This is a genomic window from Ruminococcus sp. RTP21484sp1_RTP21281st1_A8_RTP21281_210402, from assembly GCF_040914025.1.
Lineage (GTDB): Bacteria > Bacillota > Clostridia > Lachnospirales > Lachnospiraceae > Blautia_A > Blautia_A faecis.
The window spans coordinates 79,840-98,482 of the sequence record NZ_JBCPGE010000009.1 but is presented as its reverse complement, the minus strand read 5'-3'; the positions used below and the strand labels follow the sequence as shown (position 1 = coordinate 98,482).

Here is an 18,643-nt window from a genome sequence, read left to right as displayed (position 1 = left end):
TAGGAGATAATTTATGGATTCATATTTATCTTCTGTTGCAGCGAGAAGCAATCCACGAACCGCAAGATTTCTCTTTTCGTCCTCCGGCAACTCTCCATCCGGAAGGCACTTTACGCTCATGAATTTACTCTGCATTACTTTACATGGGGCAGTATATAACAGATTATTGGAAAAAGCAAGAAAAAAATATATAAAAATATAAGTTTTTGCAATTAAGAAAACAGACAAGAAATCGTGGCATTTTCTCCATATTTTCTAAAACTTTGTCCATATGTTTTTACAAAAATCAGACTATAATAAAAGAAAAAACCGTTCAGGAGGAATCATTATGGCAATTTTAGTTACAGGTGGTGCTGGTTATATTGGAAGCCACACGGTAGTGGAGCTTCAGAATGCAGGATATGATGTTGTGGTACTGGACAATTTAAGCAATGCAAGTGAAAAAGCACTGGACAGAGTATCAAAAATCACAGGAAAACCAGTGAAGTTTTATAAGGCAGATATTCTGGACAGAGATGCTTTAAATGATATTTTTGACAAGGAAACTATTGAGTCCTGCATCCATTTTGCAGGTTTGAAGGCAGTTGGAGAATCTGTGGTTAAGCCCTGGGAGTATTATGAAAATAACATAGCAGGCACTTTAACCCTGGTTGATGTAATGAGAAAACATAATGTGAAAAATATTATTTTCTCTTCCTCAGCAACTGTATATGGAGATCCGGCACAGATTCCGATTACAGAAGAATGCCCAAAGGGACAGTGTACGAATCCGTATGGCTGGACAAAATCCATGCTGGAACAGGTGCTTACCGATATCCAGAAAGCAGATCCAGAATGGAATGTTATGCTTCTTCGTTACTTTAATCCAATTGGCGCACATAAGAGTGGAACAATTGGAGAGAACCCAAATGGCATTCCCAATAACCTTATGCCATATATTACACAGGTAGCAGTTGGTAAGCTGAAGGAACTTGGTGTATTTGGAAATGATTATGATACTCCGGATGGAACTGGTGTAAGAGACTATATTCATGTTGTGGATCTGGCAAAGGGGCATGTAAAAGCGCTTAAGAAAATCGAGGAAAATCCTGGGCTTGCGATTTACAATCTGGGAACCGGAAAGGGCTATAGTGTTCTTGATATTGTAAAGAATTTTGAAGCTGCAACTGGTGTGAAAATTCCATATGTGATCAAACCTCGCCGAGCCGGAGATATTGCAACTTGTTATTGTGATGCATCTAAGGCAGAAAAAGAGCTTGGCTGGAAAGCAGAAAACGGTATCCGTGAGATGTGTGAAGATTCCTGGAGATGGCAGTCTAATAATCCGCAGGGATATGAAGAATAGGATGTATATTTAAAATAAGAGAGCTGTGAGATGCAGCCCTCTTATTTTTTTGAATAATTGACCTTATGTTATAAATGAACGCATTTTTATCCTAAAATGTTCTATTTTTTTAAATTCTACAATTTTGTGCATGTTTTGTTAAATGTTGTTTATGTAATTTTGGGAAAGATAAAGATATAATTATATTCGGATTAAGGAAGTACGAAAATAAACCTGAAAAAACAGGAGAAAGAGAAGGAAAACATGGAAGAAAAAAGATATTTGAAATGGTACAACAAAGTCGGATACGGTTCCGGAGATGTGGCTGGAAATGTGGTATATGCATTCCTTTCCACCTTCGTAATGCTCTATCTGACCAATACTGTTGGATTGAACCCGGGTATTGTAGGAACATTGATTGCAGTATCAAAACTGTTTGATGGAGTGACCGATATTTTCTTCGGCTCTATGATTGATAAGACAAAAACAAAAATGGGAAAAGCAAAACCCTGGATGCTGTATGGTTATATCGGCTGTGCAGTTACTTTGATCGGTGTATTTGCAATTCCGGAAAGTCTTGGACAGACAGCGCAGTATGCGTGGTTCTTTATTGCATATTCCCTGTTAAATGCAGTGTTCTATACAGCAAATAACATTGCATATTCAGCTCTTACAGCTCTGATTACCAAAAACAGCAAAGAACGTGTAGAAATGGGATCTTACCGTTTTATCTTTGCATTTTCTACCAGTCTTTTGATCCAGTCTGTTACTATCAAGTTTGTTGAGATTATGGGAGGGGGAGCTGCTGGATGGAGAATTGTAGCAATCATTTATGCCATCATTGGACTTATTATAAATACAGTTTCTGCATTATCTGTAAAAGAGCTTCCAGAAGAAGTCTTAAACGAAGATGCATCAAGCGCAGTAGATGAAAAATATAGCCTTATTGAAGCTGCAAAACTGTTATTTTCCAACAGATTTTATATTATGATCTGCGTAACCTACATTCTGCAGCAGATTTATTCCGCAATGCTCAGTATGGGTATTTATTACATGATGTATGTATTGAAAAACGAGGATCTGTTCCCGGTATTTTCCTGGGCGATCAATATCCCGTTAATCATTGCACTGGTTATTACACCATCTTTAGTAGCAAAATGGAAAGGATTATATAAGCTGAATCTGGTTGGATATACCATTGGAACCATTGGACGTGCCCTTGTAGTAGTTGCTGCTTATATGGGAAGCGTACCGCTTATGATTGCCTTTACAGCCGTTGCTGCATTTGGTATGGGACCATGGCAGGGTGATATGAATGCGGTGATTGCTAACTGTTCAGAGTATACTTATCTGACAAAGCATAAACGTGTAGACGGAACCATGTATTCCTGTACTTCCCTTGGTGTGAAACTTGGAGGAGGACTTGGAACTGCGATTACAGGCTGGCTTCTGGAATTCAGCCACTTTAACAGTTCACTTGCTGTACAGCCGGATTCCTGCCTTAGCATGCTTCATACTATGTATCTGTGGATTCCAGTTGTGATTTGTGTAATCATTACTTTTATTATGTCACAGATGAATGTAGAAAAGGCAAATGAAGAATTAAAGAACAGTAAAATGCTGAAAACAAAATAAGCATTAAAATAACGAAATATAGCAATGGGATGTAACAATAAAAATGTCTAGAGGATGATTATGAACTATAGCGGCTTAAAAGAAGACAAAAGATTAATTGAAGCAGTACCGACCGCAAGACAGATTGCATATGAAAGCATGGAATTTTTCTGTTTCATTCATTTTACAGTAAATACCTTTACCGGAAGAGAATGGGGCGATGGAACAGAGCCGGAATCTATTTTTAATCCGACAGAGCTGGATGCAAAACAGTGGGCGAAAACAGCCGCAGAGGGCGGTATGAAGGGACTGATCCTTACCTGCAAACATCACGACGGATTCTGCCTATGGCCATCAAAATACACCGAACACAGTATCAAAAACTCTCCATATAAAAATGGAAAGGGTGATATTGTAAGAGAAACAATGGAGGCTTGCAGAGAATATGGCCTGAAGTTTGGTGTTTATCTTTCTCCTTGGGACAGAAACAATGAATCCTATGGAAAAGGAAAAGAGTATGATGACTATTATGTGAATCAGCTTACAGAGCTTCTGACAGAGTATGGTGATATTTTTGTAGTATGGTTGGACGGTGCCTGTGGGGAAGGCGCAAACGGAAAGGTACAGAAATATGACTGGCAAAGATACTACCAGGTAGTTCGCAAGCTGCAGCCAAATGCTGTGATCTCTATTTCTGGTCCTGATATCCGTTGGTGTGGAAATGAAGCTGGTGAGGTACGCCCAAGTGAATGGAGCGTGGTAGCAGCAGATATGAAAGATCCGGCTCTGACCGCAGAGTTAAGCCAGCAGGAGGATAATGAAGAGTTCCGTGAAAGACCATTGGATGAAACACAGTCTGATCTGGGAAGCAGGGAACGTCTTGCGAAGGAAGAACGACTTGCCTGGTATCCGGCTGAGACAGATGTCTCCATCAGACCGGGCTGGTTCTATCACGAAGAAGAGGATGATAAGGTACGTTCTTTTGAGAATCTGAAGGATATTTACTTAAAATCAGTTGGTGGAAATACTACACTTCTGTTAAACATCCCTCCGATGAAAAACGGAAAGATCCATCCAACGGATATTCAGAACCTGAGGCAGTTAGGTGACTTTATCAAAGAAAGCTTTTCCAATAATTTAGTGGAAGAAGCTGGTATTACAACCATTCCACCACTTGACTGTCGGGAGATGTCCCCAGAAGTTCTTAGAACCGATGATTATGAGACTTATTTCCTGAATGAGGCTGGAACCAATAAACTGGTTATCAAGATCAAATGGATTGAAAGAAAAAAACTACATTATCTTGTTCTGAAAGAAGCAATTCCGCTTAGCCAGAGAGTTGAGGCATTTAATGTCTGCTATGAAGAAAACGGCAGCATAAAAAAATGCTATGAAGGAACAACTATCGGATATAAGAGAATCGTCGATTTGAAGGGAATCCATACAGATAGTCTGGCAATCGTAATTGAAGATTCCAGAGTTGCACCTGCGATGGCATTTGTGGGAGTATATTAAAATAGAAGAATAAGAAGTACATATGACTAGGGGAGAGCGTATGTAGAATATTAGTAATAAAAATAAATCAATTAAAAGCCCAGGCAGTTTTTGAACCTGGGCTTTCGTATACAGATCATTTCTTTTCTGGTTCAGTCATCTGATTCTCTTCATTTTGCCGCAGTTGTTTCCGAAACTGTGACGGCGAAGCGCCAAACTGTTTCCGGAAAAAGCGGCTGAAATATAATGGATTTTCATATCCAACCAGATTCGAAATTTCTGTAACATTGTAGTTTGTGGTTTCCAACAGAGATTTCGCATTTGAAAGACGCAGGTTCTGTATGTACTGGGCGGGTGTTGTATTAGTATATTGTTTGAAGTTCTGGATAAACCAGCTAACACTAATATTTTTCGAAGCTGCATATTTTTCAATATTAATCTGTTTATTGTAATGCATTCGGAAATAATCAACTGCCTGCGCCATGTCATCCATGATCATCGGATTCTTCTTGTGAGGTTTTACAAGAATCTGGCGGTGAAGAAGGATTAAAAGCTGCATAAAGTAATACACAAGAAGCTCTTCATAGTCATCTTTCCGTAGCTGCAGTTCTTCAATCATGTTCATGTACAGATGCTTGTATTCCATGGAGACCCCGGAATAAATCACATGAACGCCATCTACAATGCCGTATTTGCGGAGGATATTTTTGACGTTATTCCCAGTAAAATGAACCCAGTACACTTCCGGATGGTCGGCACCATAATAGTAGTAGCGCTGTTCTTCTTTTGGACGGTACAAAACCATGTTTCCAGCAGAAACAATTTCCTCTTTTCCATCAAAATAGAAATGTGCTTTTCCAGAAGCGACGTAAAGAAGCTGGTAATCAAGCCGACCTCGCGGCCGGTGCGTTGGCAGCTTCTTTATTGTGTACAGACGGTAAGTACCGCAGCTCCCTATAAAAATAGGATGTTTTTTATCTTTAAAATCCAAGCGTGTCTGGTGCCAGTAAGCGGAGTTTGTGTACAATATAAATTACCTCCTTGTAAATATGCACAATTTTTATCGGAACAGATTGTGCATATTTCAAAATTAATAAAAAAGTGTATATTTTTGTGTCTTTACTTGTTAAATTATATCATTTTGTGCATGTTTTGTCGAACAGAGTTTATGTAAATTTTTTAAAAAACAGGTATAATCATATCAGATGTTAAAACAGAAAAATATATAATATTGGAGGAGCAAATATGATTGTACCAAAACACTACGAAAATCTGAATGTGTTACATGAAAACACCATGCCCCATCGAGCATACTACATGCCTGCATCAAAGGATATGGGATCTCTTGTACATGACAGAGAGAAATCTGACCGTATGGAGCTTTTAAATGGAAACTGGAAATTCCAGTTCTATAAGAGCATTTATGATCTTCAGGAAAAATTTTACGAAGCAGGTTATGACACTAAGGGCTTCGACGAAATTCCAGTTCCGGGAATCTGGCAGAACTATGGCTATGACAGCCATCAGTATACCAATGTCCGTTATCCAATTCCGCTTGATCCGCCATATGTACCACAGGAGAATCCTTGCGGAGCGTACGTACACCAGTTTGAATATAAGAAAGATTCCAAAGCACCAAAAGCATACTTGAATTTTGAGGGTGTAGATTCCTGCTTCTATGTATGGATCAATGGTGTCTATGTAGGCTACAGCCAGGTGGCTCATGCAACCAGTGAATTTGACGTGACCGATCATCTGAAAGAAGGAACAAACACTTTAGCGGTACTTGTCCTGAAATGGTGTGATGGAACTTATTTAGAAGACCAGGACAAATTCCGTATGACAGGAATTTTCCGTGATGTATATCTGTTAAAGCGACCAGAAAGTGTACTGTATGATTATTTTACCACTACATCTATAGGGGAAAATGGTGCAGAAATTGAAATTCGTGCGAATTTTCTTGGGGAGAGCAATGCAGCAGAAAATACTAAAATTGTAATCCGGAATCATGAGGGAAATACGGTGGCTACAGGTACATTTAAGAAATGTGACGATGAAAATTTTGCTTACAAAGCGGTATTAGATATCACAAACCCTGTACTCTGGAATCAGGAACAGCCATATCTGTATCAGGTGCTTTTCTTTTCCGAGAATGAGGTGATCACAGACCGTATCGGTATCCGTGAAATCCACTGTGAGGGAAGCGTAATCTATATTAATGATGTAAAAGCAAAATTTAAAGGTGTAAACCGTCATGACTCCGATCCGATAACCGGTTCCGCAGTAAATATGGAGCAGATAAAAAAAGATCTGATCATGATGAAACAGCACAACTTTAATGCAGTCCGAAGCAGCCATTACCCGAATTCTCCTTATTTCTATCAGCTTTGTGATGAGTATGGCTTATTTGTGATCGCAGAAGCTGATAATGAGAGCCATGGAACCCAGACACAGTACTTGAAAAATTCAGAGTGGGAAAATGTAGTTGAGCAGTGGAATAAAAGAATTGCAAATAACCCGGATTTCATTCCTACAACCATGGATCGTACCAGACTTTGTGTGGAAAGAGAAAAAAACCGCCCATGTATTGTAATGTGGTCTATGGGTAATGAATGTGGATATGGATGTACCTTTGAGGAATCCTTAAAATGGACCAAGGAATTTGACCCAACCCGTCTTACGACTTATGAGAGTGCATTCTATCAGAGTACAGACCGTGAGTATGACTATTCTAATATTGATGTAGTTGGAAGAATGTACCCAGCTTTTTCTGAGATTGATGAATACATGGAAAAGAATCCGGATAAACCTCTTCTTCTGGTAGAATATTGCCACGCCATGGGAAATGGACCTGGAGACCTGGAGGATTACTTTGAATTGATCCAGAAGTACGACAGTCTTTGTGGAGGTTTCGTATGGGAGTGGTGTGATCATGCTATTTACAAAGGCCAGGCTGAAAATGGCAAGGGAATCTATTATTATGGAGGAGATCATGGCGAAGAAATTCACGATGGAAACTTCTGTATGGATGGACTGGTTTATCCTGACAGAACACCACATACTGGGTTAAAAGAATACAAAAATATATATAGACCGGCAAGGGTTCTTCACTATGATCAGGAAACTGGAGATATGGTTCTTCATAACTATATGAATTATGTTGATCTTAAAGATTATATTTATCTTATATACGAGGTGAGCGTTGACGGAGAAGTTGACTGTGTAGGACAAATTGAATTAGATGAAAGTATACCAGCTCATGAAGAAAAAACAATCAAACTTCCTGTTTCAATACCAGATAGTGGAAAATGTTACCTAAAAGTATCTTATTGTTTGAAAAATAATACTCAGATTTTACATTCGGATGAGTCTCTTGGATTTGATGAAATCCTTTTAAAGAACATAGATGGAAGAAATCAGAAAGCCATTGAACTTCTTGCTGAAATGAATACTGATAATAGTTTTACTGTGGAAGAGTGTGACAGATACTTTACAATTCATGTAGGGCAGGAAAATACTTATCGCTTCAATCGACTGACAGGATTATTTGAAAGCATTACTGTAAAGGGAAAAGAACTTCTGACTCGTCCTATGGAATTAAATATCTGGAGAGCACCAACTGACAACGACCGGAAAATCAAATTAGAATGGATGAATGCTCATTATGACCAGAGCTATGCAAGAGCATATGAAACTTCCTGCATTACCAAAAATGGGAAACTACACATCTTAGGAACGTTAAGTGTTTCTGCACCTACCGTACAAAAAATTCTTGATGTGAAGTCAGAATGGATTATTACTTCGGATGGCGCAATCCAGGTAAAAATGGATGTAAAGAGGGATTTGGAATTTCCAATGCTTCCGAGATTTGGAATCCGTTTATTCCTTAACAGAGATTTTGACAACGTAGAATATTACGGAATAGGACCTGAGGAAAGTTACGCAGATAAGAGAAGAGCCGGCAGTCATGGAAAATATGATGCTAATGTACTTGAAATGCATGAAGATTACCTGCGTCCACAGGAAAATGGAAGTCATACCGACTGTGACTACCTTATCTTAAAAGGAAAGGAAAATACTTTTGCAGCAGCAGGAGAAAGGACATTTTCTTTTAACGTATCACCATATACTCAAGAGGAACTGACAGCAAAAAGACATAGCTATGAATTACAGCCTTGTGGAAGTACGGTCGTGTGCTTGGATTATGTCCAAAACGGAATTGGTTCTAACAGTTGCGGGCCTGAGTTGTCAGAACAGTACCGCCTTGATGCAGAACAGTTCAATTTTGAAATTAAAATGATAATTAAATAATACAGAATAAAGAAACTGCCAGCTTAAACGGAGCAGGCTATGGCAGCCATTTCCCAGAAGGGAATCCGAATGACTATTACTGTACTTGCTTCTCTGCCAATCTTCGCGCTATATCCATTCATGCAGAAGTATTTCTCAAAAGGAATTATGGTGGGTGCTGTAAAAGGCTGACTTTAATAATCCCTGGCATTCGATCATAATGACAGATGCCGGGGATTTGTGTATTACAAACTAAAAAAGTATGCTGCATATAAAATATTGACCAGATAGTTGCTGTAAAAATTTATCCATAAAAAATTCTGTAACAACAGAGTATGAATTGGAGTGCAAATTCCGGCTCATCTGAGCACGATATCCGTAAGCGCTTAGATCTTGGGTAGCTTTGCTGTCTACGTTTTTAAACTCATAATGATAGTAAATAGATTTTTACTACACTCCGCTTGATAGGAGATAGAAATTTACTACATTTGGAGGTTTCATTATGAGTAAGAAACGTGCTCCAGGGCGTTCCCTGGACGAATGGATGGAACTGATAACCGAATGCAGACAAAGTGGCCTGATAGATGCTGCATGGTGTAATGAGCATGGGATATCTCCCAGCTGTTTTTACAATGCAGTTACCCGTCTCCACAAAAAAACCTGTCAGATACCGGATCCAGCCCCCAAAGACAGCTCTCTTGACCTTACATCCCATAAACAGGATGTAGTCCAGATTGCTATAGAACCGGAGTCTTCTCCGGCAGGACTGATCCCAGATAATGGGAACAGACCTATGCACCTTGACAATTCACATACAATTGAAATCGAAGCAGACGGATTGCTTATACGAATGAGTAATGAAATCAAACCGTTACTTCTGTATGTTTCTGCCAATCACCTTCATCCGGAAGATTACGACCCCAAAATACTTTTTCTTCCGGATGACTCTATCTATAAAAAATGGTTCTTTATTAAATAGGCACATCCTTTGAAACAAATTATTCTCATGAGACGCATAATGTAGCTATTGCATTGTGCGCCTTTTCTTTTATCCCATGAACAGTTAATTCCAGTCAGATTGTCCTTTTATCAAGTTTTAAATGTTTTCTTACAAAAACAGACCATATTTACCAAAATCATACCTGTTTTTCTTTCCATGTCAGGCAAAAAAATCTCTGTTTATCAATAGGGCTTTCCCTATTTTTGTGACCAAACTGGTTTATAATTGTATGCCCAAGCTAAAAACACTTGAATTTTTTCCATATTAAGTGACCAAGGCTGGCTTCTGATCCTATCGCAAGCTAAAAAAAGCCTCTTTTTCTATAATATTTCCAGCATGATTCTATATTCAAGCCGATTTCACAAACAAAGCTTGCGCTTCCCTTACCTCCTGTTATATAATAAAAGGTACTGTTAACGGTCATTACTATCATTATATGGGAAATAGTTTTGCAATTTTCTAAATAAGGAAGCTGTTTCTTACCGAAAAAGTGACCAAACCCACTTTTTAGCCCCATAATGAGCTAAAAAATAGGGCTTGTTTTTACAGATTATCAACAAGCTCTAAATCAGGCAGATATTCTATGGCAGCAATCTATGTTTTGCAAACTCTGCCGCCTTTATTGTAAGATATATATAAAATACGAAAGGAAAAATATGAGAAAATTAGCACTAAGTGATGAAATTTTACTTCAGGTTGATAAGGCTGCAAGATATATTGGCGGTGAAGTCAACTCCATAATGAAGGATAAAAAAGAGGTGACCACCCGGGTCGCATTTTGCTTTCCGGATGTCTAAGACACGATTTTTTTACCTACTCCCTTTTAAAATCACTTAGTGCTATTTGCCGTTATTTCCTACCTTTTTATCTGTATTATTTTGTGTTAGTTCGTGTTATTTAAGCTTAAAAGGGATTCAATAACACAAAATAAGCCTTTGACAAAAGGCCATTTTTGACCACCTTTTGCAATCAATTTTCTGTTTCATACTTTCGGATCATGCCCTTTTATATGACAAAATTTGATATTTTTGTAAAAAACAGGTTTTTATGCAATCTGTCAGTTATCTAATAATACTTCTTATGGTTACAGTTCGGTTTCCAGACGGCTATTGCTGGTATTTTCCTTATAGTGTTATGGAATTACATACTGTGTTACATAGTGCTATTTGAGCGCAAATAACGCAAAATAGTATTTATACGAGAAAGTGTTACTAAAATTTATTTTCTATTGCATCTGTTCACTCATCATAAAAAGTATCTTGTAAAGGAATTCCATTAATGTTAAGATAGAATCAGATAAAAGCACTTTCACATTCATCAATCGAAAATGCCAGGAGGTGATTGCTGTAAATGACTGATGAAAACACCCTATTAAACAGTGATTTAGAGTCACGCTACGAAAAATACAAAGGCATTATTAAGAATTTTACACTCATGAGTGATATATTTATGCGAAACGTGTTCAAGAAAAGAGAATGTCTGGAATATGTTCTGCAGGTCATTATGGAGAAACAGGATTTATACGTGATTGATCAGGTAATCCAAAAAGATTATAAAAATTTGCAGGGACGCTCCGCAGTAATGGACTGCGTTGCCAGGGATTCCACAAGCAAACAATTTGATGTGGAAATCCAGCAGGATAATGAAGGAGCTTCCCCCAAAAGAGCCCGGTACCATAGTGGACTGATGGATATGAATACCTTAAATCCCGGACAGGATTTTGAGGAACTGCCGGAAAGCTATGTAATTTTTATTACTCGGGACGATATTCTTGGATATGGACTTCCCATTTACCACATTGACCGGCAGATTAAAGAACTGAACGAGGCTTTTCAAGATGAAGCACATATCATATATGTAAATTCCAGGAAGCAGGATGATACAGAACTTGGAAGACTGATGCATGATCTACACTGTAAAAAGGCAGATGAGATGCACAGTCCGATTCTTGCAAAACGAGTATATGAATTGAAGGAGACGCAGAAAGGGGTGGAACTTATGTGCCATGAAATGGAGAAAATTTATAGTGAAGGAATGGAAAGCGGAGAGAAACGTGGTATAGAAATGGGCGAGTTAAAAGCCAAAAAAGAAACCATCCTTTCGCTGGCTGAAATGGGAATCCCAGTTGATAAAATTGCGAAAGCCGTAAATCTCAGCGAAAAAGATGTCCAGAAATGGATTGATGAGAATTTGTGCATAATGAAATAAGTAGGATAATATTGTTGATGGGCAGGTCTGTTTCGGGCTTGCTCATTTTTCAAAGAACTTACTAATCTTTCACAAAATGAAGATTTTTATAATGTACCCTATAAGGTGGACACAACAAGCCAAAGGGATTACTTGAAATGTTGATTACCGCTAGGGAAAATAATATATGAGCGCCACGCCAGAAGAAAAAAAGAAGCGGTTACATAAAGATTTTGATATTGCCATGACAGAAGAATTCGAGAGTGAGGTGAGAGACATGTGTAATCTAAGTAGAGCTCTTGTAGACCAGGGAATTGAACAAGGAATGAAACAGGGAGTTGAAAAAGAAAAAATGTCCCTGGCCCAGATGATGATCGAGGAAAAGGAACCTGTCGATAAGATTTCAAAATATACAGGCTATGCTATCGACAAGTTAAAGGAAATTGCAGCGGCAATGGGACAGACACTTGTGTAACATATGATTTTATAGGAAGAGGCTGTCGGGAAATAGACAGTTCTAAGAGAGGGAGGGTGTGACTCATATAAACACAATTAACAAAATGAAATCAAAAATGTAGTGGGATTTGAGGAATCAAAACGACTTCCAGATGGATCGTTCTTGATTCCTTTTTCTTTACAAATCGGTTACGTTCGCAGTACTGAAATTAGTGTATAATTGTAATAGTAAAAATCACGCACAATAAAGAAATAATCGGGTTTGTGTAAAATGAAAGGAACATTATTATGAAAGCAAGAATACTGGTGATAGAAGATGAAATGGCAATCAATGATCTGCTTTGTATGAATCTGGAAGCTGCTGGTTATGAAACAGTAGGTTATCTGGATGGAAATGATGCAAGTGAAGGCGTCGTACAGGACCATGAATTTCAGTGCGCACTTGTGGATATTATGCTTCCGGGAAAGGATGGTTATACCCTTTTACCGGAATTAAAAAAGTTTGGTATTCCGGTTATATTTCTTACGGCAAAGGCTGATGTTACAAGTAAAGTAAAAGGGTTAAAAGACGGAGCCGAGGACTATATAGTAAAGCCTTTTGAAATGCTGGAGGTAATGGTGCGTTTGGAAAAAGTGTTAGATCGTTATGGAACGGCACCGAAACAGATTCAGATAGACGATGTCATAATTGATACCGTAAGTCACATAGTTACGAAAAATGGAGAAGAAATATATTTAAAACCTATGGAATATAACTGCCTTATGGTGTTCGTAAAAAACCCAAATAAAGCACTTACCAGAAGCCAGATCTTGCAGGAACTGTGGAAGGAGGAATTCTGCGGAGAAACAAGAACTGTGGATGCACACGTTGGACGCATCAGAAAAAAACTAAGCTGGCAGGATAAAATCAAAACCATTCCTAGAATTGGTTATCGACTTGAGGTGGATTTATGAAGCTATTTACAAAAATTTTTTTACAGGTAATCTGCGTGGTGCTTCTGCTGTCATCTGGAATTTTTTTCTATACAACTTACAGGTGGAAAAATCAGAGCATACAGAATATCAACAGTTATGAAAATAGCAGGTTTCAAACAAATATTTCTAAGTTTGAAAACATGCTAATGCGGATTAAAAGTAAAACACAGGACACTGATGATAAAATCCGGGAAAAAATGATTATTTATGCTTTTCGTCAGGTATTCCACGACAGCGCCGTTTTATATCAGGATGGAAAAGAACAATATAATGGGACAAAATATGAGTTTGATCTGCAAAATATCAGAAACCTAACAAAAAACAAACATGATGGATTCGAAAATGACATCTATTGTGATAAACCACTGCTCAGCAAAACAAATGGCAACGTATTTTTGCTCTTTTATTTTTCCAGTTACATTTCTACAGACATGAACTATCAGATTGTCACCTACAAAGATATTACCAGTGTACAAAAACAGAGTCAGACACTGTTTTATCAGGCAGGAGGGTTTACCCTGTTTCTGGTTCTGTTTGTTGGCTTTTTCCTGTTTTTGACTTTGCGGAAAATTATGGAACCGCTCACAAGACTAAAAGAAGCGGCTGTTTCTGTGGCAAATGGAAATTATGAGATAAAAGTGCCAGCAGAGGGAAAAACGGAACTGGCACAGGTTGGGAAAAGCTTTAATCTTATGACAGGTAAAGTAAGGGAGCAGATTGAAAAGCTTTCTTCCGTAAACCAGGCACAGAGACAGCTGCTTGGAAGTTTGGCCCATGAATTAAAGACCCCAATGACTGCAATCATAGGATATGCAGATACACTTCTAACGGTACGCCTATCTCCCAAGAGGCAGGAGATAGCGCTTGATTATATTAGAAATGAATGCCGAAGGCTTTCCAGGCTTTCAGTGAAAATGCTGGAACTTACCGGATTATATGAAACAGGTGAAGCAGAATTTGTTCCAGTGGAAGTTCAGATGAATCAATTTCTGGAAGATGTAAAAAAACTTGTTACTTACAGGCTTCAGGAGAAAAAAATTTGTCTTGAAATACATTGTAATCCAGAGGAGCTTAGAAAAACTTTTGATCCGGACCTTATGATGAGTGCAGTGACAAATTTTATTGATAATGCAGTCAAGGCTTCCGATGAGAATTCAAAAATCGTACTGGAGGCAACCCAAAATCATTTATCTGTTCAGGATTATGGGAAGGGAATTCCAAAGGAGGATCTGAAAAGAGTAACAGAAGCTTTTTATATGGTCGATAAATCACGTTCCAGAGTAAAGGGAAGTGTTGGGCTTGGTCTTGCGCTATGCCAGAAAATTGCAGATATACATGGATTTCAGCTGGAAATTACAAGTCATCTGGGAAAAGGAACGATCGTATCTGTTTTATGGTAAATAATTGGAATTTACAGAACAGTTACAACTTGCGGAAGATTTGGTGCAATGAAAGATGCTATACTTGTGGACATAAACAGGAAGGAGAATTTATTCAACATGAGAAAAAACATAAATAAAATTGTAGGATTAACACTTTGTATAGGAATGCTCACAGGATGTGCCCAGACCCCGGAATCTTCCCTTGTAAAACCAAAAGGGAGCAAGGCAGAAGATGCTTATACAGAAGCTGAAGACGTAGATATGGTGAAGGAGGACTCTTCTGAAAATACAAAGGATAAGAACACAGCGGTAAGAACAACTATTCGAGACCTGCTCAATGCTCCGGAAACCTATAAAAGTCAGACTACAGATGATAGTGCAAAACTTGTAGTGAACACGGATGCCACTGTAGAAATACCGGACGTAGAAAAGATATCCGCAATTTCTGTCACGCCTGCAGAAGTTACCCAGGATCTTCTTGACCGTATTACAGATGCCTTTTTCTCAGAGGCAAAGCTGTATATAGCGGAAAGCTATTATACCCAGACAAAGGATGAAATCAAAAAAACGTTGGATGAACTAAAAGAAGATGTAGCAAACGGAAATCTGGATCCCTATAACTATGGAACAGATGAAGATGGAAATTATATTTATGACATTTATGGAGAAATTGAGATGTATGAGCAGGAATATGAGTCTGCTCCGGAAACGAAGACTCTGGTAGAAGGAAGACCTGTTGCAGGCTCCCAGGAGACAGAAAATGGTACTGCGGAAAATGACTTCTCCGGTGTTGCACAGATGCCGGATGGAACGGAATATTTTTACAAGACATCTTCCTACGGATCCGATACCTTATCTGTCAAAATCCGAAAAACGGCAAAATCTGGCGGGGAAAAGCTGCCGATGGACACGACCTGGTCTGAGTATACTTCTTTCAGTGAAGGAGAAAAACCTACTGAGGAGTCCATTGGGATTTCATTAGATGAAGCAAAAAAAATGGTACAGGAAAAAGTAGATAAAATGGGGATTACAGATCTGCAGTTTTCAGACTGGAGTTATGCATTGTGCAATAGTCTTGAAGAGGATAATAGTTTAAGTAATCTTGGAAGCGGATATGCGATTTATTACACACGTACTATAAACGGTGTTCCGATTACTCAGACAATGGCAGATGGCGGTGCTCTGGAAGATATGGACAGCACTATGGAAACCTGGTCTTATGAAAGTCTTTATTTCTTTGTCGATAAAGATGGAATTGAAAGCATGTCTTATTCAAACCCTTATACCATAGGAGAGACAAAAACAGAAAATTTAAACCTTCTTCCATTTTCTGAGATTATGAAAACATATGAAAAAATGATGGTAGTGACCAATGCAGATAATATGGAATATGAAAAATCAAGAGTTTATGACATTGACCGGATTGTTCTGGGCTATGCCAGAATTTATGAACCATCCACAGATCCGCATACAGGTCTTCTGGTTCCCGTTTGGGATTTCTTTGGAAGCAGAAAAGTGGAAGGTGACTATGATGGGAATAGTTACTCGGACATCACAGACTATCCAAGCTGGAGTTTCCTTACCATTAACGCCGTGGATGGCAGTATTATAGACAGGGATCTGGGCTACTGATATGAAGCAGGTACTTGGAATTGTACATTACAATTTCTTTGGCTATTTTCGAAATCCAAAAGTCATTTTTACCTTCCTTCTGGAATTTGTACTTAGCTTTCTTCTCACTGGAAGAATCATGGTTGTTATGGAAAACTATGATACACCGGTACAGGCCGTAGAGCCATTTCTTTGGACCTTTGGGGATGGAACAGCAGTACTGCTCAGTTCTCTTCTGTTGCTTCTTCTGTTCTCAGACCTGCCAAAGATGACACCAGTTACTCCATATCAGTTAATTCGAACAACAAAGAAAAAATGGCTTTTGGGACAGTTTATTTATATTATTCTTGTGACTGCTCTTTATACAGTATTGATGCTGCTATTTACATCTGTACTGTGTATGAAGGACAGTTATCCGGGCAACCTGTGGAGCGAGACTGCTGCCATGCTCGGATATTCTGAACTGGGGAAAAACTTGCAGGTCCCCTCTACAGTAAGAGTCATGGAGAGTATCTCTCCGTATGGCTGTATGCTGCAGGTTTTTCTCCTGTTATTCTGCTATTCCCTGACACTTGGTTTTGTGATCCTTGTTGGAAATCTTTATAAAGGAAAAACAAAAGGCATGGTGTTTGGACTACTTTATAGTGTATTTGGATTTTTACTGGAACCCAGTGTGGTAGCCGCAATTTTGCATAAGGAAAAATATGAAATGTATCAGGTGAATGTACTGATCTGCTGGATCAGTCCTTTGAACCAGGCTGTATATGGAAAACATAACCTTGGCTATGATCCATTACTTCCGACCATCTGGCAATCCTGTATGTTCTTCGCAGGTATTTTATTTGTTCTTATGGTTCTGGCACTTCGCAGGATGAAAAAATATCCCTTTGAATTTCTGGGAGAAAAAACATAATCAGAAAGGGAAATATCTATGCGGGTAGAAACAAAACGTATGCTTCTTGGCAGGAGTTTCCTGGTGGCATGGCTGATTGCCTGCTTTTCTATCGCAGCAGGTCAGACTTATCCAAGTTTGAAAAAAGCATTAACATGTGGAACTTTTATCAGCCTGCTGGATGGTTCATTGAAAAGTCAGATGGTATCTTTTGCCATCCCTGTAGCTGCGGTACTGCCGTGGAGTGATTCTTTTTTACAGGAGTATAAAAGTGGATTTTTAAAAGCTGCATTTCCCAGGACAAACCGCAGGCTATATGTGGAAGGAAAAGTTTTTTCTGTTATGACATCTGGATTTTTAGTCTGGATATTTGCTATAAGCACCATACTTCTTGTTAATTTTGTTATATTTTATCCTATGGAAATAAAAGGCAGCTTTCCAAAGGAACAGTTTCTGGAGCTGCTTATGAAAGCTCTTAGGATGGGACTGATCGGAAGTATTCTAAGCACTTTTGGTGGAATCTGTGGTACCTTATGGAATTCAGCTTATATGGCATATGGGATTCCTTTTGTCAGCTATTATTTTGGAATTATACTTCATGAACGCTATTTCAAAGACCAGATCTGGTTTTACCCAGTGGAATGGATTCTGGCAGATGGAAACTGGGGAACGGATAAAGCGGGATTGTGGTTATTTCTGCTATTATTTTTATTGGTGTTAATGGGAATTTTTGGAGGTGTTTTAAATGGAAAAGTGGAAGAAATCTGAATTTCAAAATACCTGTGTGAAAATAGAACACGTAACCAAAAGGTTCGGGGAAGATCTGGTATTAAAAGAAGTAAATCTTACCTTAAATGTGGGACAGGTTTACGGCGTTGTAGGAAATAATGGTTCTGGCAAAACAGTACTTATGAAATGTATCTGCGGATTCCTTCCTGTTACCACAGGCACCATCCGTGTTTTCGGAAAAGAAATTGGTCGTGATGTAGATTTTCCAGAAAGCCTTGGTGTCATCATTGAGACGCCTGGCTTTCTTACCCAGTATACCGGTGTAAAGAACCTGGAAATACTGGCAGATATGAAAAGAATGATTTCAAAGGCAGATATCCGCCTGATCCTAAAAAAAGTAGGACTGGATCCGGGTATGAAAAAGCCGGTTGGAAAGTACTCTCTTGGAATGCGGCAACGCCTTGGAATTGCACAGGCCATTATGGAAGATCCTCGCTTCCTGATTCTGGATGAACCATTTAACGGTCTGGATAAACACGGCGTGGCAGAGATCAGGGAACTTTTGCTTGATTTAAAGGCAGCTGGAAAAACCATTTTATTGGCAAGCCATAATGATGAGGATATCCGGATTTTATGTGATCACGTATATGAGATGGATGGCGGAGCTTTAAGAGAAAGGACAGCCTGAA

The 18,643-nt window shown here is 38.7% G+C and carries 16 protein-coding genes and 1 riboswitch; of the genes, 15 read left to right on the top strand and 1 reads right to left on the bottom strand.

The window, feature by feature from the left end; genetic code table 11:
* Positions 1-36 precede the first annotated feature (36 nt).
* Positions 37-134, bottom strand: a riboswitch (THF riboswitch).
* Positions 135-328: 194 nt separating this feature from the next.
* From galE to AB5170_RS06365, 3 genes are all read left to right on the top strand, one after another.
* Complete coding sequence (galE, locus tag AB5170_RS06375) at positions 329-1,345, top strand: UDP-glucose 4-epimerase GalE (protein ID WP_173774249.1); 1,017 nt, start codon at positions 329-331, stop codon at positions 1,343-1,345.
* 243 nt (positions 1,346-1,588) lie between these two features.
* Positions 1,589-2,959: an MFS transporter gene (locus AB5170_RS06370; protein ID WP_173772794.1), complete on the top strand. Its 1,371-nt coding sequence runs from the start codon at positions 1,589-1,591 to the stop codon at positions 2,957-2,959.
* Between the two features lie 60 nt (positions 2,960-3,019).
* A complete protein-coding gene (locus AB5170_RS06365) occupies positions 3,020-4,453 on the top strand; it encodes an alpha-L-fucosidase (RefSeq protein WP_368361951.1) in 1,434 nt (477 codons plus the stop codon).
* A 115-nt stretch (positions 4,454-4,568) separates the two neighbouring features.
* Here the strand turns inward: AB5170_RS06365 and AB5170_RS06360 are convergent, their stop codons facing one another.
* Positions 4,569-5,459 carry an AraC family transcriptional regulator gene (locus tag AB5170_RS06360; RefSeq protein ID WP_173717388.1) on the bottom strand — a complete coding sequence of 297 codons (891 nt, stop codon included), beginning with the start codon at positions 5,457-5,459 and terminating at the stop codon, positions 4,569-4,571.
* Positions 5,460-5,677: 218 nt separating this feature from the next.
* On the opposite strand from AB5170_RS06360, the gene AB5170_RS06355 reads away from it, so the two are divergent.
* From AB5170_RS06355 to AB5170_RS06300, 12 genes are all read left to right on the top strand, one after another.
* Complete coding sequence (locus AB5170_RS06355; protein WP_368361950.1) at positions 5,678-8,743, top strand: glycoside hydrolase family 2 TIM barrel-domain containing protein; 3,066 nt, start codon at positions 5,678-5,680, stop codon at positions 8,741-8,743.
* Between the two features lie 39 nt (positions 8,744-8,782).
* Positions 8,783-8,914, top strand: coding sequence for a hypothetical protein (locus AB5170_RS06350; protein ID WP_255610632.1), 132 nt, complete (start codon positions 8,783-8,785; stop codon positions 8,912-8,914).
* Positions 8,915-9,224: 310 nt separating this feature from the next.
* Entirely contained in the window at positions 9,225-9,701 is a 477-nt protein-coding gene (locus AB5170_RS06345; protein ID WP_368365051.1) for an IS66 family insertion sequence element accessory protein TnpB, read from the top strand.
* A 677-nt stretch (positions 9,702-10,378) separates the two neighbouring features.
* On the top strand, positions 10,379-10,519 hold the full coding sequence (locus AB5170_RS06340) for a hypothetical protein (RefSeq protein WP_173774243.1): 141 nt from the start codon (positions 10,379-10,381) through the stop codon (positions 10,517-10,519).
* Positions 10,520-11,072: 553 nt separating this feature from the next.
* Entirely contained in the window at positions 11,073-11,930 is an 858-nt protein-coding gene (locus tag AB5170_RS06335) for an Rpn family recombination-promoting nuclease/putative transposase (RefSeq protein ID WP_148463281.1), read from the top strand.
* Positions 11,931-12,096: 166 nt separating this feature from the next.
* On the top strand, positions 12,097-12,384 hold the full coding sequence (locus tag AB5170_RS06330; RefSeq protein ID WP_195983371.1) for a hypothetical protein: 288 nt from the start codon (positions 12,097-12,099) through the stop codon (positions 12,382-12,384).
* A 269-nt stretch (positions 12,385-12,653) separates the two neighbouring features.
* Positions 12,654-13,319: a response regulator transcription factor gene (locus AB5170_RS06325; RefSeq protein WP_148463283.1), complete on the top strand. Its 666-nt coding sequence runs from the start codon at positions 12,654-12,656 to the stop codon at positions 13,317-13,319.
* 167 nt (positions 13,320-13,486) lie between these two features.
* Positions 13,487-14,740, top strand: a complete 1,254-nt coding sequence (locus AB5170_RS06320) for a sensor histidine kinase (RefSeq protein WP_368362009.1) — start codon at positions 13,487-13,489, stop codon at positions 14,738-14,740.
* A gap of 99 nt (positions 14,741-14,839) precedes the next feature.
* Positions 14,840-16,354, top strand: a complete 1,515-nt coding sequence (locus AB5170_RS06315; RefSeq protein WP_368362010.1) for a DUF6034 family protein — start codon at positions 14,840-14,842, stop codon at positions 16,352-16,354.
* 1 nt (position 16,355) lies between these two features.
* Positions 16,356-17,246: a hypothetical protein gene (locus AB5170_RS06310; protein WP_173767970.1), complete on the top strand. Its 891-nt coding sequence runs from the start codon at positions 16,356-16,358 to the stop codon at positions 17,244-17,246.
* Positions 17,247-17,264: 18 nt separating this feature from the next.
* On the top strand, positions 17,265-17,993 hold the full coding sequence (locus tag AB5170_RS06305) for an ABC transporter permease (RefSeq protein WP_368362011.1): 729 nt from the start codon (positions 17,265-17,267) through the stop codon (positions 17,991-17,993).
* A complete protein-coding gene (locus AB5170_RS06300) occupies positions 17,971-18,642 on the top strand; it encodes an ATP-binding cassette domain-containing protein (RefSeq protein ID WP_368365050.1) in 672 nt (223 codons plus the stop codon). Before AB5170_RS06305 ends, AB5170_RS06300 begins: the two co-directional genes overlap by 23 nt.
* Position 18,643: the final 1 nt, after the last annotated feature.